Origin of the sequence: Niallia tiangongensis, assembly GCF_044704065.1 — a bacterium.
Classification (GTDB): Bacteria; Bacillota; Bacilli; order Bacillales; family Cytobacillaceae; genus Niallia; species Niallia tiangongensis.
Genome location: NZ_CP162613.1, coordinates 2,994,258 through 3,020,132 on the forward strand (window position 1 = coordinate 2,994,258; position 25,875 = coordinate 3,020,132).

Here is a 25,875-nt window from a genome sequence, read left to right on the forward strand (position 1 = left end):
ACAAGCATTAAAACCCCTATTCATAGTGAATAGGGGTGATCTATATCAGCATTAACTATTTACATCACAGTTTTCTCTGGTTCTTGATGAAGAATGGTTGTAATGCGATTGTGTTCATCCATAATTGCTACTTTAGGTTGATGACAGGGTAGCTCTTCATTTGAAACATAACAATAAGAAATAATGATCACAATATCCCCTACTTGTACAAGTCTTGCTGCTGCACCATTTAGACAAATAGTGCCAGACCCTCTCTCCCCTGGGATTATATAAGTTTCTAATCTTGCCCCATTATTATTATTAACAATTTGAACTTTTTCATTCGCTACCATCCCAACAGCATCTAATATATCTTCATCTATTGTAATGCTGCCAACATAATTTAGGTTTGCTTCCGTTACTGTTGCTCGATGGATTTTTCCGTTCATCATTACTCGAAACATAGGGTTAACCCTCCATAATATAAAGTGAAACTTTTATCTGCGGGGTTTTCTTTCCTCCCCCACTGATGGTTAATTGAACCATTCGGACCTACGCACAATTGATCTCCCACCTAACTTCCTCAAATACTTATAAGCAAGAAGTGAAATTGAGAGTGGGATAAATATGCGAATCTAGTTATATTATAATTTAAAGATTATATTATCAATTAATCTTGCCTTACTGAATTGAACTGCAATCGCAATAATAATCTCTCCCGTTAACGGCTTTACATTCTCCAATTGGGGATAGGTAAGTATCTCAAAATAGTCCACTTTTCCACTTGATTCCCTTTCAATCAACTCTATTACGCGCTTCTGCAATATTTCCAGATTATCTGTCCCTTTTATTAATTCAGCCCTAGCAATACTTAGGGATTTATAGAGAATACCAGCTTCTTGTCTTTCTGTTGGAGTGAGGCGAATATTTCTAGAACTCTTCGCTAAACCATCTTCTTCCCTTACTGTGTTCACTGCAACCAGATTAATAGGAAAATGAAAGTTTTCGATTAATCCATCAACTACTGCAACTTGTTGAGCATCTTTCTTTCCAAAATAAACATTAGTTGGCTGTACTAAATGAAACAGCTTCGTTAGAACGGTTGCCACCCCATCAAAATGCCCAGGTCTTGAACGTCCACACAAGCAATTTGTACGTCGCTCCACTTTTACGGTAACAGACATTGGTTCTGGATACATTTCTTCTACAGAAGGATGGAATAAATAATCTACCCCTTCTTCGATTGCGACCTGTTTATCATGTTCAAAGTCTCTTGGATAGGATTCCAAATCTTCATTAGGACCAAATTGGAGGGGGTTAACAAATACGCTCATTATAACAACATCATTTTGCTCTCTCGCCGCTTTTAGCAAAGCTCGATGCCCTTCATGAAGGTAGCCCATCGTTGGAACAAACCCAATTGTTACTTGATCTTTTTTTAACTGCGTTGACATCTCCTGCATTTGCTGTGGGTTAGAAATTATGTTCATTGTCTTTTTCCTCCATATAAGCTTTTTACTTCATCTGCTTTCATCTGAAAACTATGCTTAATTTCAGGAAATGTTCCAAGTTTTACTTCAGATATATATTGATCCAATGCTAGAGAAATTGCATCGTTTACGTTCGTATATTGCTTTACAAATTTTGCTACACGATCAACACCATAAGTAATAAGATCGTGATAAACAAGTACTTGGCCATCCGTGCCACTTCCTGCACCAATACCAATTGTTGGTATATCTAGTCGATCACTTACTTCTTTCGCAACTTGCATTGGAACACACTCTAGCACTACCGCAAAAGCTCCTGCTTCTTGGCATTTCAGTGCGTTTTGAACAAGAAGCTTAGCTTCTTCAGAGCTTTTCCCTTGTACTTTATACCCACCTAAAACACCAACAGACTGAGGTGTTAAGCCTAAGTGAGCCATAACTGGGATACCAGCATTTGTTAAACTATTTATTTGATCGATGACATCATCAGCACCCTCAATTTTCACAGCATTTGCTCCTGTTTCTTGAATTAAGCGAGTAGCATTGATTAGTGTATCACGGTTTGATAAGTGGTAGCTCATAAATGGCATATCAATAACAATAAATGTATCCTTAGCCCCTCGTTTAACTGCTTTCCCATGATGTATCATATCATCCATTGTTACTGGCACTGTCGATTCATATCCGAGAACGACCATTCCCAAGGAATCCCCCACCAATATTAAATCGGTTCCTGCTTGTTCAACTAATTTAGCAGAAGGATAATCATATGCCGTAATCATTGTAATCTTTTTTGCATCTTGTTTCATTTTGATAAACTCTGTTGTAGTTTTCACTCATTTTCCTCCTTTAATAGGAAGAGGGAATGGCTTAAAACGAAAAAAAACCTTCTACAAAGAATAGAAGGATTGTCTTTATGTTTCGATTTTCATCCCTCTGTCCTTGTCCAAATGTGGATCTAGGCAGATTTAATTATGGTAATTGCACATTAAAATCAATTGGTGCAGTTCATTAAGATACTGCCCGACAAAAGAATTATAACAAACCTGCTAAGGGATGACTATGGGCAATTTACGTTTCCATTAAAATATCCGCTGAATAAATGAAATGGACAACTCCCTGTTCATCTTCAAGAAGTAGTACGCCATCGTCTGTAATTCCTTTAGCCAGCCCAAAGATACTTCCATTTAACGTATTCGCCCTAACTTTTTGCCCTAAACTAATGGAATAGCTTTCCCATAATAGTTTTATCGGATAAAAGCCTTTTTGTAAATAAAGAAGATATAGTTTTTCTATATGCTTCATAATCCCTTGAATGATTATTGCTCGATCCCAGCTTGTCTTTGTTTCAAGGTAAATAGAAGTAGCACTAGACTGTAGCTCTTCTGCAAAATCTTCAAGCTGCTGATTCACATTAATCCCGATTCCAATGATTAACGAATGAACCCTGTCACTATCAGCCTGCATTTCTGTTAGAATGCCTGTCAGTTTTTTACCATTCACCAATAAATCATTCGGCCATTTGATATCAGCCTGTACTCCAGTAACTTCCTGTATTCCCTGAACAACCGCAACTGCAATAAGCAATGTTAGCTGCGGTGTTTTCATAATCGGAATAACTGGCTTTAAAATAAGGCTCATCCATATTCCTTTATATTTAGGAGATTGCCATTTTCTTTCTAATCGACCTCTGCCGCCAAGCTGCTCTTCTGCTACAACTAACGTGCCTTCTGCCGCCCCTTCCAAGGCAAGCTTTTGGGCAATATTCTGGGTAGAATCCACTGTTTCTTCAAAATGAACATTTCTGCCAATATAGGAGGTATTTAAACCAAACAAAATATTATCAGGAACGATTTTCTCTGGTGAACTAATAATTCTATAACCCTTTTTACGGACTGCTTCTAGGATAAAGCCATCTTGTCTTAGCGCTTCAATATGCTTCCAAATTGCTGTACGGGAACATCCTAAAAGGTCAGCAAGCGCTTCACCAGATACATACTGATTCGGGTTATTGGTAAAAGCCGCAATTAGTCCTTTTCTTATATCTGATGACATTCTCTTAGCCACTCCTTTATTAATTGCTTATCATTGGGAATTTTCCGTTCCACTACTTTTGTTTCAACAAGCAAAAGCATTTCTTTTATCCATGGCCCTGCTTGTTTATTCGTCCATAATAAAAGGTCGTTTCCGCTAATAGCAAGCTCATCCTTCGTTGTAATTGGTAGCTTTATATATTGTTCCTCTAGTATAGAGATATTTGGCTTGATTTCATGATTCCATAGAAGTTGATATATTTTCTCCGCGCTGACTGCAATAGATAATGTAGCAAAATAAAGCGATTGATTAGACCAGGAGGCCATTTTTTCTCTTTTTAAAATCCAATAGATTATTTTTTGGATATGCCGCATTTGCTTAACTGGCAGCTTCCAAGCCCGTAAAAATGACTCTATTCGCTGTTTCTCTTTTATTCCAATGGATAGTAGTAAAACAACCCATTTTTCTGTCAAATCGAGCTGAAACAGGGCTGTTTTCGCAAACTTAGTGATTCCTTCTTTGCCAGATGCAAGCATCGGTAAAAAATTATACATTTTTGTTTGAAGCAATATAGCTAAAGCATCCGAACACCATTGCCCTTGTAAAAGCTTTTCAAATTCAGTGGTAATTCTCTCAACAGCTATCTTAGAAAGGAGATGTTTATTGTTGATGATGCCTTTTAACGTCTCCTCCTCCAACTGAAAGCCTAAGGTACTCACAAATCGAATTCCTCGCATGATTCTTAATGCATCTTCCTGAAACCGTTCATTTGCATTACCAACTGTTTTAATTTCCTTCTTACTTAAAGCATCCTGGCTATAAAAAAAATCAATAATATGACCTTCTTTACTCATCGCCATCGCATTGATTGTAAAATCACGGCGTTTCAAATCCTCTTTTAATTCGCGAACAAAAAACACCTGTTCCGGTCTTCGATAATCAACATAGGTAGATTCTGTTCGGAAGGTCGTTATTTCGTATGTATGATTTTTCCATATCACCATCACTGTTCCGTGAGCAATTCCGACATCAATGGTATGAGAAAATATCGCTTTTATTTCTTCAGGTGTTGCTGAGGTAGCAATGTCTACATCATTAATTTGTTTGTTTAATAGATAATCTCGAACAGCTCCCCCTACAAAATAAGCTTCGAAACCAGCAGCCTCAATTTTTTCAATCACGGGAATAGCATCTTTAAAAGGCTTGATCATTCGTTCCACCAGTTTCTAGAATTGATTTATAAATCTCCACATATTGATCAACAATGATATTCGCACGGAAATAATCTCTTACTCTCGAAATAGAATTTTTCGAGAATTGAGCATGTTTTTTACTATCTGATAAAAGATTTACAGCGTGTTTAGCAATATCTTCTACATCACCTAGTTCACAAATAAAACCAGTCTCATTTGGAACGATTACTTCTGGTATGCCACCGACATTTGTCCCTATAACTGGTACACCACATGCCATCGCCTCTAAAGCTACTAAACCGAAACTTTCTTTTTCCGAAAGAAGCAGCATTAAATCACTTAAAGAATATAGCTCCTCCAGATTTTCTTGTTTTCCAAGAAACAGTACTTTCTCTCTTAATTGGAGTTCATCCACTAATTTCGTTACTTTAGACATTTCAGGACCATCACCAACAAGCAATAGTCTTGATGGAATCTGATCAGATATTTGTTTAAATGATTTTACAACATCCGTTACTCTTTTCACACCTCTAAAATTAGATACGTGTATAACAACCTTTTCATCATTTAATATAGCAAATTCCTTTTTCAAATGGCTTGCGTCAACCTTACGATAAACTCTTTCGTCAATAAAATTATAAACAGGGACGATTTCTTTATTTGGTTCAATTACTTCATATGTTTGGGCTATTAAAGAATTCGAAACAGCCGTTACAAGGTCTGATTTTTCAATCCCGAACCGAATACCCATTGCCAGAGAAGGATCATACCCTAATACTGTTATATCTGTGCCATGTAGAGTTGTCACTATCTTTACATCCCTATTGCTCATTTGTTTTGCTAATATTGCACAAACAGCGTGAGGAATCGCATAGTGAACATGAAGCAAGTCTAATTCTTCTCGATTAATTACTTCTGCCATTTTACTGCTTAGTGCTAAATCATATGGCGGATATTGAAAAACAGCATATTGATTCACTTCTACTTGATGGTAATAAATATTAGGATACATTTTATTTAAACGAAATGGAATGCTTGAGGAAATAAAGTGAATTTCATGTCCTCTCTCCGCCAGCATTTTCCCTAATTCTGTTGCAATAACACCTGAACCACCAACAGTTGGATAGCAGGTAATGCCAATCTTTAGTTTTTTCATATGTCTCCACCTAATAAATCTTGATTTAATAATATTGGCTTGGATTTTATAAAGCCTTCCGCATAAGTTACGCCGACTTCTTTTCCAAAAAGTTTTTCTCTTGCTTCGATTGTGTCAATATAGCCATTTGTCAACGGGGTTTCTACACTGTCTTCACCTTTTACAAATTGACTTTGATAACAATTTAAACTTGCTTCTTTATACTTAATAAAATCACTTGTATCAATTACAAAATCTGGTTTATGAAAACCATTTATCATATAATAATATACATTTTGAACTTTATGTGGGTCTGGGTTATTAGCACGATAATTTCGAATACCTGCTGAAAAAACGGCTTCTTTAACGATTTTTGTACAGTTACCATGATCAGGATGTCGATCTTCCCAATAAGGGGAGAAAACTAGCTTAGGTTTGTAGGAGCGAATTACCTCTACTACCTTTTGAATGGCCTTCTCCTCCACATATAAACCTCTATCAGGAAAATCTAAGGTGATTCTATCGACAATTCCCAACACTTTTCCAGCATTTTCCGCTTCTTGTTTACGTCTTTCAACCGTTCCATTTGAGGAAAGATTACTTTCTGTCAAATCACAAATGACTATTTTTTTTCCTAATGCAGCATATTTAGCTATTGTTGCACCCATGCCAATTTCAACATCATCAGCATGTGCACCAAAAGCAAGTATATCTATATTATTTACCATCGAGTTTTTCTGTAAGTTTTTTTGCCACAGGTTCTGTCTTTCCATGAACTATTTTTCTCCAATCTATATCGCCTTGCTCTAGTCCTCTAATTAATACTTCTCCGGTTCCCATATTTGTTGCGAGAGGAACAGAATAAACATCACATAAGCGGATTAATGCTGTAACATCTGGTTCATGAGGCTGTGCTGTTAACGGATCTCTAAAGAAAAACACCATATCCATATCATTATTGGCAATGTACGAGCCTATTTCTTGATCTCCACCGAGCGGTCCTGAATGAAAACGATGTACATCTAGTCCTGTTGCTTCTTGAATTCTTGCACCTGTAGTTCCTGTAGCATACAAAGTATGCTTAGTAAATATCTTTTGATACGCAACAACAAAAGCTACCATATCATTTTTCTTTTTATCATGAGCAATTAATGCAATGTTCATCCTTATACCACTCCTACTCCATAATATTTTCTAAGCCATATATCAATACATTAACTTTTAATACCTCTTCTACTGCAAATTTAACGCCTGACATAAACGATGTACGATTATAGGAATCATGTCTAATTGTTAAGGATTCTCCGTCTGCTCCGAACATTACTTGTTGATGAGCAATTAAACCTGGTAACCTAGTAGAATGGATTCGCATACCATCAAAGTCAGCTCCTCTTGCTCCTTGTATTGTTTCCTTCTCTTCTGGATGACCTTGCTTTTTACTTTCTCGGACTTCAGCAATAAGTTCTGCTGTTTTAACAGCGGTGCCTGATGGAGCATCTAGCTTTTGGTCATGATGCATTTCCATAATTTCCACATCCGTAAAATATCGTGCTGCCATTTTAGAAAATTTCATCATTAAAACTGCACCCAAAGCAAAGTTTGGAGCAATAATACAGCCACGGTTCATTTCTTCACATAATTCTTCTAACTCTTCCAAGTTTTCTTTTGTAAAACCAGTTGTTCCAACTACCGGTCTAACTCCATAGCTTAAAGCTGTTTTCGCATGATGCATACCAAATTCAGGTGTTGTCAAATCAATGAGTACATCTGGCTTTTCTGTTTTTAAACAAGCTTCGATATCGGTATAAATTGGTACATCATAAGTAGAAAAGCCTTCAAGCTCATTTAAGCTTTTCCCTTCATTTTTATGATCTAAAACTGCGACAAGCTCAAATTGCTCCGTTCTTCCCGTTAAATAAACAGCTTCTTTTCCCATTCTACCTCTTGGTCCAGCTATTACGATTTTTACTTTATTCAATGTATAATCTCCCTACTCTTATGTATTTTCTTCAGTCTTTTCTTGTCCATCTGTCTTTATCTCGTGTATTAAATTTATGCATGACACGATTATGCGCTTCCTCCAAATCAATATTTAGAGAATTCGCTAGACAAGTTAATACAAACAGCATATCACCAATCTCGTCGGTAATTTCCTTTTCCGTTTCTGTTTCTTTTTTGGGCTTCTCTCCATAGTAATGATTCACTTCTCGTGCTAATTCGCCTAACTCTTCGGTAAGACGAGCAAGCATTGCTAACGGACTAAAATAGCCTTCTTTAAATTGCCCAATGTATTCATCTACTTCTCTTTGTATATCTTTTACTGTTTTTTCTTGATTCAATATAGACACCTCTTACGTCAATAAGTAATCTTATCCAATTCCATGTTAGCTAATCTGCGCCATTTTTACAAACATTTTTAACGAAGATACGATTAGATTTAACAAGTATCAAACTTTTACTCGTTTCTAACAATTGTTTATTCCCGATTTTTCCTCCTCCATTGCCCATCTGAATGTGATTCGGTATAATGGATACGCTAATAGCAATGTAATCTGTACATAGAGAAAGTAGGCTGAGTTCATGTTTAAAGGTATTAAAATTAAAAATGTCTTATTTATTCTATTAGGGTCTGCCATTTTTTCCTTTGGAATTGTTCATTTTAATATGCAAAATAATTTGGCTGAAGGTGGTTTCACAGGTATTACCCTTCTATTATATGCATTATGGAATTGGGATCCTTCCATTACAAATCTACTGCTTAATATTCCCTTATTTCTGATTGGATGGAAGCTCTTGGGGAAGAATGTATTTATTTATACTATCATCGGAACCGTAGCGGTATCCATTTTCTTGTGGTTTTTCCAGCTTCCAAGGATTCAATTAGAGATACCTCTAACAGAGGATTTAACATTAGCTGCATTATTTGCTGGTACATTTATCGGTGTAGGATTAGGAATCATTTTCCGTTATGGTGGTACAACAGGTGGCGTAGATATTATTGCTAGATTAGGCTTTAAATATTATGGCTGGAGCATGGGAAAGACCATGTTCGTTTTTGACTTTTGTGTCATCGCCCTGTCCCTTTTGACCTACTTATCATACAGGGAAGCAATGTATACATTAGTAGCTGTTTTTGTCGGGACTAGAGTTATCGACTTTCTTCAAGAAGGGGCATATGCTGCAAGAGGAGCAATGATTATTTCTGACTTAAATACAGAGATTGCCAATAAAATTATGAGTGAAATGGATCGTGGTGTGACCGTATTAAAAGGTCATGGTTCATTCACAAAACAAGATCGAGAAGTACTTTATTGTGTTGTAGCGAAAACAGAAATTGTTCGCTTAAAAAGTATCATCACAAGCATTGATCCACATGCCTTTGTTTCAGTTAGTGTCGTTCATGACGTAATGGGAGAAGGCTTTACTTTGGATGAGTATAAACAGCCAATCGAGAAGTAACAATTAAAAAAATGTATTTCTTTTAGCATTTCTTTTTTCAAAGATATCTGCAAAAGGAAATACATTTTTTTTATAGAGCTCATTTGTTCACAACACAAATCACACTTATATCCGCTTCCATTCAACTAAAATTGCTTGCTTATTTTAAAGTTGAATGAATTTCACTTACACGTTTATCACTCGGCAGTAAATAAGTTAATATTCCAAGTAGAGGCAGCATACTACAGATAATCATAATTGCCTGTAAACTAAACGCGTCTCCTATCACTCCAAAGATTACTCCACCTAGAGCCCCCATTCCAAACGCTAGCCCTACAATTAAACCTGATACAAGACCAATCATACCTGGAAGCAGCTCTTGTGCATAAACAACTGTCACACTAAAGCTAGACTGCAAGATAAATCCGATAATAAACAACAAAGGTCCAATAAGCCAAAATGGCATATGAGGTAAAAGTAATGCAAATGGTGCAGAACCAACTAATGAGAATAGAAGAATTGTTCTTTTGCCAAAACGATCAGCCAACGGCCCTCCAAGAAAAGTTCCAATTACACCTGCAAGTAAAAATACAAAAACAAAGATTTGCGCATTTTCAATACTTAGACCAAATTTTTCGATTAAATAAAAATGGAGAAAGTTACTGATTCCTGCTCCATACCAAGACCGAGCAAACACAAGAAAAATTAGTAAGCATATAGCAACAATAATTTCTTTATTCACAACAAATTCACGCTTAGCCTGCTGTTTCTTTTGTGGATTTCTACTATACAATTCTCTTTTATACCAATTTGAAACTTGGAATAACACAATCATGCCTAGAGTCGCTAAAAGCGTAAACCAAATAGTTCCGAATTGTCCTGTGCGTACAAAGATAAGGGCTGTAAAAACTGGTGCTAAAGACTGACCAGCATTTCCTCCTACTTGATAAATGGATTGAGCTAGACCTCTTTTGGAGCCAGCCGCCATATAGGAAACTCGTGAACCTTCTGGGTGAAAAATGGCTGAACCAAACCCAATAAATAATACCGACAATAAGACAAGATAAAAATTAGGAGCAAGGGAAAGCCCGAGCATCCCGATTAAGCTTGAAAGCATCGCAATTGGTAATAGATACGGTGCAGGCTTTTTATCCGCAAGAACGCCAAATACTGGCTGCAAAATAGATGAAGTAATATTCAATGTAAAGGCAATCCAGCCAATTTGCGTATAATTTAACTCCATGGACTTTTGGATAACCGGAAATAAAGCAGGTACAACAGATTGCATACAATCATTTAAAAAATGCCCCAAGCTTATCGCAAATAAAATCCGATAAACGGTCAACTCCTGTTGTTTTTTTCCTTGTGCGTATTCAGCAGTTTGCAAATAACCCCTTCTTTCTATATGTTATTCGTTTATCCCACTCTTAAACTCCGGTGAGACTCTCACCTCTTGTTTATGAGGATTCGAGGAAGAGAGGTGGGAGATCAACTGTCCGAAAAGGTCCGAATGGTTCAACTAATCATCAGATTCAGATAGGATGAAGGAACCTCCCCATTGATAGGAGGTTTCACTATATGTAAATCGCATTGTTTATTATACACCTTAGTTTCTTTCGATTCTATCTTTTTAGAAAAATCAAAATATAAATTAATCAAATAAAAAAACGACGCAAAAGGATAATCCCCTTTCACCTCGTTCTATTATTTCTATTCGTCTCTTGACATACCTGTATAGATTAAAACTAAACGAACCAATTCGAGAACCGCTACTGCTGCGGCAGCCACATAGGTAAGTGCTGCTGCATCCAATACTTTCTTTGTTTCTCTCTCTTCGTCGTTTCTAATAATCCCTAATGAAACTACCTGATCCATTGCACGGTTAGATGCATTAAACTCAACTGGAAGTGTCACAAATTGGAACAATACACCGGCAGCCATTAAGATAATTCCTAGCAATAACATCCCTTCTATTCTTGCAAAAATACCAATCATGATAAAAATCCATGATGCATTACTTCCAAAACTAGCAACTGGTACTAAAGCTGAACGAAAACGTAAGAAAGAGTATTCCTGTTGATCTTGAATAGCATGACCGACTTCATGTGCGGCAATAGCTGCTGCAGCAACTGAGTGCCCGTGATAGTTATCAGTGGATAAACGTACAACTTTAGAGCGAGGATCATAATGGTCAGACAAGACTCCTCTTGTTTCTTCTACAGATACATCATATAGCCCATTGGAATCCAATATTCTTCTCGCTACCTCTCTACCGGACATCTGTGAGGAAGAAGCTACTTTTGAATATTTTTTATATGCGCTTTTCACCTTCATTTGTGCCCAAATAGGTATGAGAATAATTAGTATAAAATATGCAAAAAACATGTTTTTCCCCCTATTTCATCTTGTAGTATAATATTATTGTAAGCAGGAAAAACATCAAAGTCAAATATTATCCCTTTTTTGTTTTGCTTGTCTTTTTTCCGATTTATCCCCAAGATATTTCCGCCATCCTACGTACGATAAGGTAAGTATAATGATGCTTCCTGTAGAAATAATCACCCACCATAAAGAAGGATCCGCCTCATCTTCATACAACTGATTAAAAACATCCTGTAGCTCAGCTTCTAATTGGCTTACTTCTTCTTGATCCCCTTTTTGATTAAATACTTGTAAACGGTAGGTATTCATAAACTCAACAAGAGAATTCAATTCTTGAAATTGAGTAGTTGAAACATCTAGCTTAAGACTAGGATAAATAATTTGATATAACGATAAAAAGGAATCTAGCTTCTCATTAAATCTCTCTTTATCTTCAGAAATGATTGCATCTTTTATATCTCGATACGTTGTCATGACAGGCTCTTCCATCTGTGTCCATAAAGGCTGCTCGCCTGATGAAACTGCATCAACCGCTAAACGAAATTTCGTTACAGAATTTATCCGTTCATCAATATTTATCGATGGATTTGTTATAGCTTCTACCGCTTCATCATGTGTACCAGTTAAGATTCTCCGTTCATCGAGTGTAAAAGGACTTCCATTTACCGTTACAGAACTAAATTGATTCGAAAAATAATCAAGAATTTTTTTAGCATCCTCATATCTTTCTGATCGTACAAGCTGCAGTACTTCATCTGAAAGTGTATCTAGTTCATCTAATTCCTTAGCAGGCGTTTTTTGGTCTGCATATACAGAAAAAGAGATAGGCAAAAGTAAAATCAATATCATCAACAACATAACCAATTTAGCCTTCATTCTTGTCCCTCCTCTATCTACTATTAAAAATGTATGATGAGTTGGACAAGGTTAGACTAAAAAAATAATTCTATTGAATTTTCCATTGTAATTGCTCGCTTTTTTTATATGCATAAACACCTATTAATAGACTTAGGATACTTAGCCAAAAAGTAAAGTAGCCGATATTTGCCATATATTGATCCAATACACTATATTTAGGCATCATTTTAAACACATAGTCAATAACGTCATTATGTAAAGTCCAAATTGCTACAAGTAGGATATGAATCCATTTAAAACGATAAAAAGGAATATATAACAATCCTTGAATCGCCATAGCCCCATGTGAAAAAATGAGCATCCATGAGTCTATCCCAATTTCTCCTGTTTCAAAATAAACAAGAATGTTCATTACTACTGCCCATATTCCGTACTTAAATAAAGTTACTAGAGCTAAAGCTTCCATAAGCGGCCAATTCTTTTTCCATAAGAAAGCAATTAATACGAACACAAAAAAGAGACTCGCTGTTGGACTATCAGGTACGAAGAGCAAAAATTTTGTCGGTGTCTCTGCTAGCTGAAACCTGTACCAATAATAGCCATAAGCAGTTCCAAATATGTTAATAATGAGTAAAAGTCCTAAAAATGAACGATTGCTTAGTATCATATAAATACTTCTCACACTTTTTCCCCTTTTCAATAACTTATCCTCCTATTTTATCACAGTTTATGAGACATAGGAAAATCTCATACGAAATTAAAGCTTTCATTAAAATAAATCCCGTAAAGTTTGCTTTACGGGACTACAGTTACCTTATTTATTTTGAAAGAATTTTAATTGATTCGTTAAGGTGTTAAACATATCTTTATCTCCATTATCTAATGCTTCATCAATTAACTGGAGAAGTTTTTCTTTCTGAAACTTCTCTATACTACTTACCAAAAATTGTTCCGCAATCATTTTGTCTTTTTCGGTGATTTGTAGCTTTTTCGTCATAAACGGATTTTCTACTAGTACAGCTGCGTATTGATGAACCTGATTAGATGCGTAAAAGTTCAGCTGAATGTATATGTCTTCATCTCTATTTAGTCGAATATCATGAAAAGACTTTTCTGCATCTGTAGTCATTACATTTTCTTTATAAAATCTAAATGGTACTTCATCTACACAATGCGTGGACATAATTAGTCCTCTTGGACATTTTTCTGCATTTTCAACAAAATGGACTTTTTCCATCAATTGATCATGACTCATTAAATAATTTAAAATCCAAACACATTCCCGTCTCTTCAATTGATAGTGATTCAAAAACCAACGAATGAAGTCTTTTTTTTCATTGACAGATACAGGGGTTTTCATTTTGTAATTCCCTCCTCTGCTTGCAACAAATTTTTATTATCCAACCTGTTTTACCTGCATCGCTCCTAAGGAAATGACAACTCTTATAGTGGGTCAACAAGCTTTTTGTTTGACCCGCTTCCATAAAACCTTTGAGTTCGCTAAAGGAAAACCTTTTACGAAAATCACCTTGCGAAAAAAATTTAAAGCTTTTTCAGTTAAATAATTATTCGTTATCTGTGAGGCGTTGCAAGATTTCAATATACTCTTCATTACTTGGGTCTGTTTGTAATAGCATATTAAAAATTTCGGCAGCATCCCTTCTTTTTCCTTCTTCTAAAAGAAAATATCCATAATCATACAGAAAATCTGGAAGTTCTTTAAAGAAAGTATATGCTAATTGATATTTGTTTAATGCCTCTGAATATTTTTCTATTCCATGAAATGCTTTGGCCGCATCCCAATGAAATTGAGGCTCTTCCATTTCTTGCTTATCCATCATCTCAATCAATTCTATAACATCTTCAAATCGATCTTGAGTTAAGAATAATTTATTTAATAAAAGAACTGCATCTATAAACTCAGGGTCCATTGCAAGCGCTTCTCTAAAATGCTCCTCGGCTTTTTGTTCGTCTCCACGTTTTAAAGCTAATTTGCCACCATATAAATATAAATCTTTATTAAACTCATCTTGCTTTAATCCTTCTACAACTGTTTTATACGCATCATCAAGCATTTCTTCATGCTCATACGCTCTGGCCAAATACAGATAAAGGGAATGATAGGAAGAATCCAAGGCTTTTACCTCTTCAAATCGATTTATGGCAATCGTATACAAACCCGCCTGCGATGCAGTTAAAGCTAGATTAAAGAGGGTATTTATCTCTATTTTTTCTTCTAAAGCTTTTTCATAATAAGGAATAGCATCCTCAAAGGCTCCGCCCGCACTTAAATTATCCGCAATCCTTCCGTTGATATTTACTCCTGCAATATTTTCCTGCATTGGTAATACCTTTTGATAGGATTTTATCGCATCTGCAATTTTACCTTGTTCTGAATATAATTCACCTAAGGCAAAATCAATAATCACTTCATCTGGTAGAATTTCTTTGGCTTCCTTCAATTTCTGTTCACTAACCTCATACAACCCATCCATTTGATATAAGTCAGCAAGCAATAGTAACGCTTGAGGAAAAGAAGGATCATTCGGGTTGATTTGTTCTAAATAAGAAATCGCTATTTCCTCATTCCCCAATTCCATTTCCACTTCTGCAACTAGAACGAGTAATTCTCCTTCTTCCGGATATGCTTCTAGTAATACTAAAAATAGATTTTTTGCTTCTTCCAAAAAACCTAACTGAAATAGCTCTTCCCCTAGCAAAAATCTTTCTTCATTATTGCCCGATTTTAACAAATCTTGATAATATTTCAACGCTTTCTCTTGTTGTCCATCTTCTAATAAAGATATAATTTCATTAACTCTTTCCATAAGATAATCCTCTCTAATCTCCTTCTATATCGTTAGGAAGGAAGGTACTTTTACTTCAAGTAATTCACCATAGCCGGGACGGTAATACACCTTTGACCCTGCTCGAATACATTTTCCTTTGTGTATAGTCATTTGTATTCTATCATAATGATAAAGAAACAAATCGTTTTCTTCAATATTTATGATTGATTCATCGAAAGCAAATAAATTATACGTTACTTCTCCACCCTGGTACACATTTCCTTTAAATGGATAGATTCCCATTTTGACTAAATCAGGATAGGCGATAGGCATTCCTTCTTTTATTTCACGAGGAATAGATGGTATTTTAACATCTCTCATTAAACTTGACCATATATTTTGTGCCCTTTTCTTTTCTTGTTCAACATTTGATAAAAATATTGGTACTAATGGTGCATTATATGGGAATAAAGCCTCTTTAATCCAGCCCCAGGGAATTTGATATAAGGCTTCAATATCTTCAATTTCAATAAATAAAACAGGAACTTTTTCTCTTTTGCACGTTCGAACAAAACTAGGAGATAATAATTTCAAAGGAATTTTTACAGCTGCGACATAATCTATTGCGCAATTTAGTAATTGACTGTTAATTTTCTTTAATTGTATCGCTAATTCTTTTTCTCTCCTTACTTCTAAATAAAAGAGAAAGGTAGTACATCCTTTTTTTATCAAGTTCTCTTCTATATGCCTTCTTTGTTGTATATTAGAGGTCATTTGCTTCACTTCGTTATCCAGCATTACAGTGGTGGGAGTCATTATATATGGAGAGCCATCCATTCGCATATATTGATAGGAGTGGAATTTATCTTTAAGTAAATCCATTCGATTATCCTCCATTAGTATAGATGTCTTTTTCAGTCTTTGCCTCTTTAATAAATGTATATTTTCAATGATATATCGCATCCTAAATCACCACCTATTCTTTTAAGACAGGCTATGAATTAAATTTAGCAAATATTCCTTTCATCCATATTTTTAATGATTTTCCTATACCAGAAAAAAATCGTCGGTATGAGTAAAATGTTTGTGGGGGAATAAATATCCTTTTTGTATAGTTGGGGGACGAGTCCCCCAACTATACAAAAAGGCCACCAAGCGAGAGCGCGGTAGCTGGAAAAAATTAAGCATTAAAAAAGAGAGCTTCCTTTTGTAAAGTAGAGTTTGCCTAAAACACTACGAAAAGGAGAGGCTCTCATGAATGAATGTAACATAAAATTACCATCATTAAAAGAATTGGAAAAAACTTTATTTCGAACGCTACAAAATACGTTTCAAGAAATCCTTGTTCAAACATTAGAAAATTGGGATCTAGAGATTGCCCAGCAACGAGATAAAAGAAGATTTGCTTTACGAGATAAACGACATATACGATTAGAGACAGCTTTTGGAGCAGTGGAGCTGAAGCGTAATTATTATTTCGATCGTGTGACCAAAAAATATATTTGTCTATTAGATCACTATTTACAGTTTCAGGGGAATAAGGGATTTAGTCCGCTACTAGAAGAATGGGGGTTAGAACTAGCGACGAATGGCTCCTCCTATCGAAAGGCGGTGGAAACGTTCGAACAATTTTTAGGCTATTCGGCGATGAGCCACGAAGCATTACGGCAACATCTTCTTCAAACAAGCGTACTTCCCGCTAAGGAAAAACGCCCTTTTCAAAAGGTATTATTTGTAGAAGTAGATGGATTATATGTGAAGAGTCAAGAAAAGAAAAAGCGTGGATGGGAGTTGAAATTCGCCGCTGTACACGAGGGATGGAAAGAAAACGGAAAGCGAGTCAGGCTCCGAAATAAAAGGCATTTTCTTTATGAAGGAAAAGAACCCTTTTGGGAAGCCTTTGAAACGTTCTTACAGAATAATTATGCGTATGATCCTACCCAAACCTTGCTTATTATTAATGGCGATGGAGCAGGCTGGATAACGGCATGTCGGGAGTATTTTCGGGAACGCGCCTTTTTCACCATGGACCGTTTTCATGTCGCTCGTTCGATGAAGCAACTAATGAAGAGCCATCCTCGATACCGCTACATGAAAAGAGCGTTAAAAAACTACCAGGTAGAAACATTACTTCTAGAGTTGAATAGCGCAGTAGGAACAATGGATACACCAGAAGAAGAAGAAAAACTAGAGCATTTAACGCATCATCAGGAAACCATAAAAGATTACCGTAGTTGGTTACAGGAGAAAGGCGTGGACACGACAGCGTATCGTCCAATGGGAAGTGCAGAGGCGATGATGAATCAATTAGCCAAACGATTAAAGAATGGAAGAGCATGGAGCAAAAAAGGGGTCATGAGCATGGCGCGCTTGTGGATTGGATTGAAGGATGACCTATCCATCCAAACGATATATGGGAAATGGGAAAAAGCCACGGAAAAATCAAAGAAAGAGCATCGAGCGAAAAGAAAAATACCCACAAAATTAGTAACAGAAACCGTGCGTCAGAACATGCCATACTTAAATCAAGCGATTGGAAAACCCGTTCACTTTGCCTTACAGGGATTAAAAGGTTTTTAAAAAAGAAAAAAAACGAAATTTTGATGAAAGAAAACATTTAGAAAACGGATACAAAATTAGAAGTTTTACTTTATAAAAAGGGAGCTATAAAAAACTCCCACAAAAACTTGACTCAATCAAATCGTCGACAAACATAGCATGTTCATCGACGACCAATTATTATTTAGTCAATACATTAAGATGTTCGAAGAAAGCTGGATAGGACACCGCAATAGCATTCGCGTTTTCGAGAATAATTTCTCCTTCACAAATCTGTGAAGCAATTGCAAGCATCATTCCGATGCGATGATCTCCATGAGAATCCACTTTCGCTCCAGTAAGCTTCGTTCCTCCCGTGATAATCATTCCGTCATCAGTTCCTTGAATATCTGCACCTAATTTCTTTAGCTCCGTTACTACTGTATCAATTCTATTAGTTTCCTTTACCTTCAATTCATGAGCATCTTTTATGACCGTAACTCCCTCTGCCTGTGTTGCTAACAATGCAATGATTGGGATTTCATCAATTAATTTTGGGATTATCTCCCCTTCGATAATTGTCCCCTTAAGCTTACTTGACATCACATTAATTGTGCCAGTCGGTTCAAAAGCATCAGTAGCATCTTTTTGTATATCCATACTTGCTCCCATGTTTTGCAAAACATCTATTATTCCCGTTCTTGTAGGATTAAGTCCAACATTTTTTAAAGTAATGCTACTGTTAGGAACAACACAACCAGCAACAAGGAAAAATGCTGCAGATGATATATCCCCTGGAACATGTATTTCTGTTCCGAGAAGCTTCTGGCCACCTTCCACTTGAATTTCATTATCTTGTCTACTAATTTTCCCTCCGAATCGCTGAATCATTCTTTCTGTGTGGTCCCTAGTAGGTACTGGCTCAATAACCCTTGTGATTCCATCTGCATTAAGACCTGCAAATAAAATGGCAGATTTAACTTGCGCACTTGCTACAGGCAATCGATAGGAAATACTTTGTAAATTCCCACCACGAACGGATAAAGGAGTATATTTCCCCTCTTCTCTGCCGTCAATTTTCGCACCCATTTCCCTTAAAGGAGTAACCACTCTCGTCATTGGTCGCTTGCCTATCGAAGAATCGCCAATTAACGTGCTGTGAAAATGCATACCTGATAATATTCCCGTTAATAAGCGAATTGTTGTGCCCGAATTCCCAACATCCAAAATGTCTTTTGGTTCTTGTAATTCACTCATTCCTTTTCCATGGATAACGACCTTTTCCGTATCTTGCTCTATTAATACCCCTAATTTTCGAAAACAAGAGATTGTGCTTAAACAATCATCTCCTAATAGAAAATTTGTTACTGTTGTCTTTCCATTTGCGATTGATCCAAACATTATCGAGCGATGAGAAATCGATTTATCACCAGGTACTGCAATTTCTCCTTTTAGCCCATGCCTATTACTTTTTAATGTTATTAATTCCATACATTCACCTTCGTTCTATCCAATCGTAGTATCATAATTAGAATAAGAGGCAATGCATTTCTGTGCTCTTATTCTATCTTCCTCCGTTTGAAAGCTAATCGTTAGTATTCCAAAAATCTCTTCCCGCGTTTCCATAATTCGAATATTCGTTATACTTATTTTTTCTTTTGCTAAATAGCCAGTAATTTCGGAAATTACCCCTGGATAGTCAGGCACATCTACATATAAATCATAAAAAGCTGGTATTGCACCTTTTTGGTCTTGAGGCAAACCGTCTCTTACATTTTTCGCTCGCGAAAAATAGTCATATAACTCCTCTGCTCGTTCATGTTCAATCAGTGAAAGGACTTTATCCATTTCTTGTTTCCAGTCATTCATTAACTGAATTAATACGTTTTTATTATGTATTAAAATGTCCCGCCACATGGAGGGACTGCTTGATGCAATCCTAGTGATATCTCGGAATCCACCAGCAGCTAACCTTGTAACAAGCTTATGTCTTTCACTAATGTGATCAGCCTGATGCACTAGCGATGCAGCTACTATATGTGGCATATGACTAATGGCACCTGCCAATAAATCATGCTCCTCTGGAGAAATAATTAGGAACTTTGCATTTGTTCCTTGGAGCCATTTAAGTAACCCTTGGACCATTTGTTCCTTAATTCTTTCGTGAGGAGTTAGCAAATAAAAAGCATTTTCAAATAGAATAACTTTGGAAGCAGAGACACCACTTTTATGCGATCCAGCCATCGGATGTCCCCCAATAAAAGTAATACCTTTGTCTAGAAGCACTTGCGATTTATTTGTAATCACAGATTTTGTGCTCCCAACATCCGTAATTAATACATTTTGTTTTAGCTCTAATGTAGAAAGCAAATCGATGATTATTTCTGTTTCTTTTACAGGTGTAGAAATAACAATAAGATCAGCCGATTGTGCTCCTACCTCAATCGTTGGTGCTATTTCATCAATAACCCCTAGCATTTTAGCTAATTTTAAATTATCCTGGGAAATATCATATCCAGAAATGATACTTTCTGGATGTTCTTTTTTTATACATAAAGCCAACGATCCACCTATAAGTCCTAAACCTATTATGAAGACGCGACCATTCATCCTATCACCGCCTTCTATTCGCATCATTATTTCGCTACTTTCTTTTCAGCAAGAAACTCCGTCATTACTTGAATCAATCCTTCATTCTCTTCTTTCGAACCAATTGTTATACGAACTGAGGTAGGGAAATTCAAAGGAACTCCTGAACGAACGATATATCCTTTACTCATTAAATATTGGAATACTTCATTTCCATCTATTTTAAAATCAACTAAGAGAAAATTCGTTTGTGATGGGTAGTATGATAAATTATTTTCTTCACAAAAACGGTATAATTGCTCTAATCCTTCTCTATTTTTCCGTCTACAAGTTTCAACAAACTCCTGATCCTTTAATGCCTCTTCTGTCGCAATTTGCCCTAATGTATTAACGTTAAAAGGTTCTCTAATTGGATCTAAAGTGTTTAATAGAGAAGCATTTGCAACTCCATATCCAACACGGAAGCTTGCAAGACCATATATTTTTGAAAATGTTCGTAATACAATAAGATTGCTAAATATTCTTGTCAGAGAAATAGAATCATAATAATCGTCAGCAACTACATATTCGTAATACGCTTCATCCAATACCACTAAGACATCTTCTGGAACCTTTTCTAAGAAAGAAACTAATTCTTTTTCAGGAATATACGTACCTGTTGGATTATTAGGACTGCATAACCACACTACACTTGTATTTTCATCAATTTCTGCAAGCATCGCAGGTAAATCATGCTCTGCTTTTTCTGTTAGCGACACTTCTCTAACCTCTGCACCATCCACAATTGCATTATGCTTATACTGTCCGAATGTATGGCTAGCCATTACAGTATTCAACCCTGGTCTTAACAGGGCTCTTGAAATCATTAATATAATTTCATCAGATCCATTACCAAGCACTAACTCTTCTGGTGTTACTTTTAGAAAATCAGCAAGCGCATAGCGTAAGTTTGTAGCATATCCATCTGGATATAAAGCATAAGAGCCATCTATTTTTTTCAATGCCTCTAACACTTTCGGAGAGCTTCCAAACGGGTTTTCGTTGGAGGCAAGTTTTACAATTTGGTCTAAATTAAATTGTTTTTTTACTTCTTCAATCGTTCTACCTGGTTGATAAGCTTTTAAACTTAAAAGCTGCTGTTTCCACTTCATTATTTTTCACTCCAAAAATTATTTATTGTTTCGTTAAATCTGGTCTTAATTGAATTGCCTTCTCTAAATAAATATGTTGAATCTCGTCCTGACAAAGTTCCGTATTCCAATGCATCATAATTCGAATACACTTTTCTAACGAATTGGGAACAGCAATTTCCTTCATACACATTACTGGAACGTATGTCCAATCTCCTTGTATACGAATAACTTTAGCCGGAAAAGCAGCATTTATATCATCAGTTACTGATAAAAATACCGATGCTACATCACTTGCTTTTATATTATTTGATTTAATCATTTCTTTAACAAGACTTTCTGTCGCTGTTAATATTTCTATCTCTTCATTATTTTCAACCGTTATAGCTCCCCTAACTCCTCTAATCATTTATTTCCCACCTTTAAATAACACTAATTCTTTTCTAATTTCCTCTTCATCCATTTCTACTAAAACAGGGTAGCCTAGCTCTTTCAACAGAACAAAACGGATGCTTCCATTTATCGATTTCTTATCTTGCTTCATTCGATTGATTAAACTGTCTATTTCTAAATTCCCCGGAATATCACAGGTATATCCAAGTAGTTTGAGCCACTTAATGTATTCCTCTATTGAAAAAGCTAAATCATATTTCTGTTTGCTTAGCCTTAATGCAAAAATCATTCCGATTACGACAGCTTCCCCATGAGTAAATTTGCCGTAACCCATCTCCGCTTCAATTGCATGCCCAAGCGTATGACCAAAATTCAAAAAAGCTCGAATATTTGATTCTCTTTCATCCTTCTCTACAATAGCTCGTTTAACAAGAATTCCCTTTTCAAGTATTTCAGACCAATAAGCTACCTTTACTTTTGATAAATCACTTATCTTAATAGTCAATTCTTGATAAAACTGTGAATTACTTATTAATGCATGCTTGATTACTTCTCCAAACCCTGAACGAAGCTCCTGAATTGGCAGAGTAGACAAAAATGTTGTATCATAAACAACTGCTTCTGGCTGATTGAAAACACCAATCATATTTTTTCCAAGGGGATGATTTATAGCAACTTTTCCACCAACAGCACTATCGTGAGCCAAAACAGTCGTAGGTATTTGGATAAAGGGAATACCTCTCATAAAGGATGCAGCTACATATCCAGCTAAATCCCCAACCGCACCACCACCTAATGCCAAAACTAGTGATTTTCTATCTAAATGTTGTTCTAGCATATAGGTTAAGCAAGCATAAAAAACATCAAATGATTTGGCCTTTTCCCCTGCAGGTACTGTATAGGTAACAACAGGAAGAGAGGAAAGTTCTTTTTCCACTGTTTTTAAATGTAGCTTCTTTACTGATTCATCTGTAATAATCAATATTTTCGTTACGTCTACAAATTTCCTTTGAATAAACGAATGTAGTTGATTAATGACATGTTCCCCAATCCATACATCATATTGTTTCGACGTAGTTTGAATAGAAACAGTGTGCATTAGAATTCCCTCGCATGTTTGTTATGCTCAGCAATATTAGCAACAAGTCCTTCAAAACGATCAGAATAAAATTGATCAACTATTGCTGAAGCAAGCTCCCATGCAATGGCATGCTCTGCAACGACTGAAGCTGCTGGTACTGCACAACTATCACTTCGTTCAATACTTGCTGTGAACTCTTCTTTCGTGTCAATATCAACACTCTTTAATGGTTTATAGAGTGTCGGAATCGGCTTCATAACCCCTCTAACGACAATTGGCATGCCATTTGTCATTCCACCTTCTAAACCACCTAAACGATTCGTTCTTCTGGAATATCCTGTTTCTTTATCCCAGATAATCTCATCATGGACTTCACTTCCTGGCTTTCTCGCAGCTTCAAACCCAATTCCAATCTCGACGCCCTTAAATGCATTAATACTCATTATGGCACTAGCAAGCTTTGCGTCTAACTTTCTATCGTAATGAACATAGCTGCCAACGCCAATTGGCATACCTTCCACTATTACTTCTACTACGCCTCCAATTGAATCGCCATTTGCTTTCGCTTCATCAATTGCCTTCATCATTTCAGCCCCTGCTTGTTCATCTAAACAGCGGACAGGGGAATTCTCTGTTATTTCCCTAAGCTTCTCGATCGATTCATAATTCATAACATTAGATTTCACACCGCCGATTTCCACAACATGGGAAGCAATTTTAATCCCCAATAAAGAAAGGAGCTTTTTCGCAACTGCACCAGCTGCCACCCGAACGGTCGTTTCACGTGCTGACGAACGTTCTAATACGTTTCTCATATCTCGATGACCATATTTAATGGCACCATTTAAATCAGCATGTCCTGGTCTTGGTCGGCTGATTTTTCTCTTAATTTCATTTGCTTCTTCTTCATCGATTGGCTGCTGACCCATAATTTTAGTCCAGTGTTTCCAATCATTATTTTCTACAATTAAAGAAACAGGTGAACCTAACGTATAACCATGTCTAATCCCACCGCCAATCTCAACGGTATCCGTTTCTATTTGCATTCTTCTTCCTCGACCATGGCCTTTTTGTCTTCTAGCTAATTCTTCATTTATATCTTCCGCTAATAAAGGCATTCCAGCAGGAAGACCTTCTATAATTGTAATTAGTTTGGGACCATGCGATTCCCCTGATGTTAAGTATCTCATAAATAAATCCTTTCTCCCTTCAACGCTTTAAAGTAATTATGTTCCAATATAACATACCAATCCAGTTATGAATAGAGAAAAACCTAAAAATCTTTGCAAAATTATAGAAATCTATTGTAATTTCAAAGGATAACGTATTAACAAAATTCAAATAATGGCAAAACAACGGGAATTTTTTATCGTTGTTTTGCCATTGCTTATATTTTTCGATAGAAAAAAGTATCTGCTGTTTCTAAGCCATATTTTGCAGGGGTAAAAATTTGCTCTGTACTGCCAACAAAGAAAATTCCACCAGGTCTTAAGGCTTGAGCAAATTTGTGGTAAAGCAAATCTTTTGCATCCTCCGTAAAATATATTAAGACATTTCGACAAACGATTAAATCAAATGGACCACCAAAGGAATCAGCCAATAAATTCTGCTTTTTAAATGTGACGTTTTTTTTCACTTCGTCGATTATTTTATACATCGACCCTTGCTGTTCAAAATACTTGTTCTTTTGCGCCAGCGGTACTTCATTCAATGCTCGCTCTAAATAAACGCCATTTTTTGCACGTTCCAATGCATTAGCATCGATATCTGTTGCAAGGATTTGAAAATCCTTTACCTGCGTTTCATTGGAAAGGAGCATCGATAATGTATATGGCTCTTCCCCTGTTGAGCAAGCCGCACTCCAAACCTTTAACTGCGATTTAGATTTATGGAGAGTTGGCAATATTTTTTTCTCCAAAACCTCCCAACGTTTATAATTACGATAAAACTCGGAAACATTGATCGTCATTCTATCTAACAACTCGTCCAATAAATTTTTATTCGTATGTATTGCTTTAAAATAATCTGCAAAAGAAGTAAAACCCCTTTTTTCATAAAGAGATGTCAACCTTCTTTTCATTTGTGCCTCTTTATATAAAGACAAATCTATTCCTGATAATTTATAGAAATTCTTAATAAAATCTTGAAAATCCTTCTCCATGTAAATTCCTCACAACCATCATAAAATCAACTTCTTTTTTAGTATATACGATTTTCCCCAAAAAGGGCCAAATTTTATTCCGATAATTCATATAATTAATCGAAATGCGGAAGCGCCTGTTTATCGACGTACAAACTGGAGGGCTCTGACTGAGATAAAGGAAACACGGTGAACGCTAGTGAGCCGATGTTGACTTATCGTAGGGAAGTGACCGGAAGTTTGCTAGACGATAGGCGCTGCAGCTAGACAATCGAAATGCGGAGGGCACCCGGTTTAGGGCGTGTGGGGTGGAGCGACCATTCCTGAGATAAAGGAAACACGATGAACGCTAGTGAATCGATGTTGACTTATCGTAGGGAACGGTCGTGAAGCCCATCAGCCCCTGGGTGCCCGAAGCTAGACAATCGAAATGCGGAAGCGCCTGTTTATCGACGTACAAACTGGAGGGCTCTGACTGAGATAAAGGAAACACGGTGAACGCTAGTGAGCCGATGTTGACTTATCGTAGGGAAGTGACCGGAAGTTTGCTAGACGATAGGCGCTGCAGCTAGACAATCGAAATGCGGAGGGCACCCGGTTTGGGGCGTGTGGGGTGGAGCGACCATTCCTGAGATAAAGGAAACACGATGAACGCTAGTGAATCGATGTTGACTTATCGTAGGGAACGGTCGTGAAGCCCATCAGC

Annotated in this window: 26 protein-coding genes; 2 read left to right on the forward strand and 24 right to left on the reverse strand. The window is 36.4% G+C overall.

Translation table 11 applies throughout. The features are described from left to right. Window positions 1–59 precede the first annotated feature (59 nt). From panD to AB3U99_RS14415, 10 genes are all read right to left on the reverse strand, one after another. Window positions 60–443 (reverse strand): aspartate 1-decarboxylase, encoded by a 384-nt coding sequence (panD, locus tag AB3U99_RS14370; RefSeq protein WP_400241966.1) that lies wholly within the window; start codon window positions 441–443, stop codon window positions 60–62. Window positions 444–623: 180 nt separating this feature from the next. After that, the gene (panC, locus tag AB3U99_RS14375; RefSeq protein WP_400241968.1) at window positions 624–1,469 is read right to left on the reverse strand and encodes a pantoate--beta-alanine ligase; all 846 of its coding nucleotides are present in this window, start codon (window positions 1,467–1,469) and stop codon (window positions 624–626) included. Next, window positions 1,466–2,305: a 3-methyl-2-oxobutanoate hydroxymethyltransferase gene (gene panB / locus AB3U99_RS14380; RefSeq protein ID WP_400241970.1), complete on the reverse strand. Its 840-nt coding sequence runs from the start codon at window positions 2,303–2,305 to the stop codon at window positions 1,466–1,468. Before panB ends, panC begins: the two co-directional genes overlap by 4 nt. A gap of 235 nt (window positions 2,306–2,540) precedes the next feature. Further along, complete coding sequence (locus tag AB3U99_RS14385) at window positions 2,541–3,524, reverse strand: biotin--[acetyl-CoA-carboxylase] ligase (RefSeq protein WP_400241972.1); 984 nt, start codon at window positions 3,522–3,524, stop codon at window positions 2,541–2,543. Then, a complete protein-coding gene (locus tag AB3U99_RS14390) occupies window positions 3,509–4,714 on the reverse strand; it encodes a CCA tRNA nucleotidyltransferase (protein ID WP_400241974.1) in 1,206 nt (401 codons plus the stop codon). Before AB3U99_RS14390 ends, AB3U99_RS14385 begins: the two co-directional genes overlap by 16 nt. Then, the gene (bshA, locus tag AB3U99_RS14395) at window positions 4,698–5,852 is read right to left on the reverse strand and encodes an N-acetyl-alpha-D-glucosaminyl L-malate synthase BshA (RefSeq protein WP_400241976.1); all 1,155 of its coding nucleotides are present in this window, start codon (window positions 5,850–5,852) and stop codon (window positions 4,698–4,700) included. The genes AB3U99_RS14390 and bshA overlap by 17 nt, the downstream gene beginning before the upstream one ends. Then, entirely contained in the window at window positions 5,849–6,604 is a 756-nt protein-coding gene (gene bshB1 / locus AB3U99_RS14400; RefSeq protein ID WP_400241978.1) for a bacillithiol biosynthesis deacetylase BshB1, read from the reverse strand. The genes bshA and bshB1 overlap by 4 nt, the downstream gene beginning before the upstream one ends. Then, on the reverse strand, window positions 6,549–6,995 hold the full coding sequence (gene mgsA / locus AB3U99_RS14405; protein WP_400241979.1) for a methylglyoxal synthase: 447 nt from the start codon (window positions 6,993–6,995) through the stop codon (window positions 6,549–6,551). The genes bshB1 and mgsA overlap by 56 nt, the downstream gene beginning before the upstream one ends. A gap of 13 nt (window positions 6,996–7,008) precedes the next feature. Continuing rightward, complete coding sequence (gene dapB / locus AB3U99_RS14410) at window positions 7,009–7,809, reverse strand: 4-hydroxy-tetrahydrodipicolinate reductase (protein WP_400241981.1); 801 nt, start codon at window positions 7,807–7,809, stop codon at window positions 7,009–7,011. Between the two features lie 31 nt (window positions 7,810–7,840). Beyond that, window positions 7,841–8,170 carry a nucleotide pyrophosphohydrolase gene (locus tag AB3U99_RS14415; protein ID WP_400241983.1) on the reverse strand — a complete coding sequence of 110 codons (330 nt, stop codon included), beginning with the start codon at window positions 8,168–8,170 and terminating at the stop codon, window positions 7,841–7,843. A 241-nt stretch (window positions 8,171–8,411) separates the two neighbouring features. On the opposite strand from AB3U99_RS14415, the gene AB3U99_RS14420 reads away from it, so the two are divergent. Then, window positions 8,412–9,290: a YitT family protein gene (locus tag AB3U99_RS14420; protein WP_400241985.1), complete on the forward strand. Its 879-nt coding sequence runs from the start codon at window positions 8,412–8,414 to the stop codon at window positions 9,288–9,290. A 139-nt stretch (window positions 9,291–9,429) separates the two neighbouring features. Here AB3U99_RS14420 and AB3U99_RS14425 read toward each other — a convergent pair whose 3' ends face one another. From AB3U99_RS14425 to AB3U99_RS14455, 7 genes are all read right to left on the reverse strand, one after another. After that, complete coding sequence (locus tag AB3U99_RS14425) at window positions 9,430–10,656, reverse strand: MFS transporter (protein WP_400241987.1); 1,227 nt, start codon at window positions 10,654–10,656, stop codon at window positions 9,430–9,432. Window positions 10,657–10,979: 323 nt separating this feature from the next. Further along, window positions 10,980–11,654 carry a zinc metallopeptidase gene (locus tag AB3U99_RS14430; RefSeq protein ID WP_400241989.1) on the reverse strand — a complete coding sequence of 225 codons (675 nt, stop codon included), beginning with the start codon at window positions 11,652–11,654 and terminating at the stop codon, window positions 10,980–10,982. 60 nt (window positions 11,655–11,714) lie between these two features. Then, entirely contained in the window at window positions 11,715–12,527 is an 813-nt protein-coding gene (ypjB, locus tag AB3U99_RS14435; RefSeq protein ID WP_400241991.1) for a sporulation protein YpjB, read from the reverse strand. Window positions 12,528–12,597: 70 nt separating this feature from the next. Next, the gene (locus tag AB3U99_RS14440; RefSeq protein WP_400248084.1) at window positions 12,598–13,191 is read right to left on the reverse strand and encodes a DUF1405 domain-containing protein; all 594 of its coding nucleotides are present in this window, start codon (window positions 13,189–13,191) and stop codon (window positions 12,598–12,600) included. Between the two features lie 132 nt (window positions 13,192–13,323). Then, window positions 13,324–13,869: a ReoY family proteolytic degradation factor gene (locus tag AB3U99_RS14445; RefSeq protein ID WP_400241993.1), complete on the reverse strand. Its 546-nt coding sequence runs from the start codon at window positions 13,867–13,869 to the stop codon at window positions 13,324–13,326. Window positions 13,870–14,074: 205 nt separating this feature from the next. Beyond that, window positions 14,075–15,337, reverse strand: coding sequence for a tetratricopeptide repeat protein (locus tag AB3U99_RS14450; protein WP_400241995.1), 1,263 nt, complete (start codon window positions 15,335–15,337; stop codon window positions 14,075–14,077). A 24-nt stretch (window positions 15,338–15,361) separates the two neighbouring features. Continuing rightward, a complete protein-coding gene (locus tag AB3U99_RS14455) occupies window positions 15,362–16,261 on the reverse strand; it encodes a hypothetical protein (RefSeq protein ID WP_400241996.1) in 900 nt (299 codons plus the stop codon). A gap of 291 nt (window positions 16,262–16,552) precedes the next feature. On the opposite strand from AB3U99_RS14455, the gene AB3U99_RS14460 reads away from it, so the two are divergent. Then, a complete protein-coding gene (locus AB3U99_RS14460; protein WP_400241997.1) occupies window positions 16,553–17,878 on the forward strand; it encodes an ISLre2 family transposase in 1,326 nt (441 codons plus the stop codon). Window positions 17,879–18,037: 159 nt separating this feature from the next. On the opposite strand, the gene aroA is transcribed toward AB3U99_RS14460, so the two are convergent. The 7 genes from aroA to AB3U99_RS14495 all read right to left on the reverse strand — a co-directional run bounded on the left by aroA (window position 18,038) and on the right by AB3U99_RS14495 (window position 25,190). Next, on the reverse strand, window positions 18,038–19,327 hold the full coding sequence (gene aroA, locus AB3U99_RS14465; RefSeq protein ID WP_400241998.1) for a 3-phosphoshikimate 1-carboxyvinyltransferase: 1,290 nt from the start codon (window positions 19,325–19,327) through the stop codon (window positions 18,038–18,040). 15 nt (window positions 19,328–19,342) lie between these two features. Then, window positions 19,343–20,446, reverse strand: a complete 1,104-nt coding sequence (locus AB3U99_RS14470) for a prephenate dehydrogenase (protein WP_400242000.1) — start codon at window positions 20,444–20,446, stop codon at window positions 19,343–19,345. Between the two features lie 26 nt (window positions 20,447–20,472). After that, window positions 20,473–21,576, reverse strand: a complete 1,104-nt coding sequence (gene hisC, locus AB3U99_RS14475; RefSeq protein WP_400242002.1) for a histidinol-phosphate transaminase — start codon at window positions 21,574–21,576, stop codon at window positions 20,473–20,475. A gap of 22 nt (window positions 21,577–21,598) precedes the next feature. Next, the gene (gene aroH / locus AB3U99_RS14480) at window positions 21,599–21,964 is read right to left on the reverse strand and encodes a chorismate mutase (RefSeq protein ID WP_400242004.1); all 366 of its coding nucleotides are present in this window, start codon (window positions 21,962–21,964) and stop codon (window positions 21,599–21,601) included. Beyond that, window positions 21,965–23,047: a 3-dehydroquinate synthase gene (gene aroB, locus AB3U99_RS14485; protein ID WP_400242006.1), complete on the reverse strand. Its 1,083-nt coding sequence runs from the start codon at window positions 23,045–23,047 to the stop codon at window positions 21,965–21,967. It lies immediately after the preceding gene. After that, complete coding sequence (gene aroC / locus AB3U99_RS14490; protein ID WP_400242008.1) at window positions 23,047–24,219, reverse strand: chorismate synthase; 1,173 nt, start codon at window positions 24,217–24,219, stop codon at window positions 23,047–23,049. The genes aroB and aroC overlap by 1 nt, the downstream gene beginning before the upstream one ends. 197 nt (window positions 24,220–24,416) lie before the next feature. Continuing rightward, entirely contained in the window at window positions 24,417–25,190 is a 774-nt protein-coding gene (locus AB3U99_RS14495; RefSeq protein ID WP_400242009.1) for a CheR family methyltransferase, read from the reverse strand. Window positions 25,191–25,875: the final 685 nt, after the last annotated feature.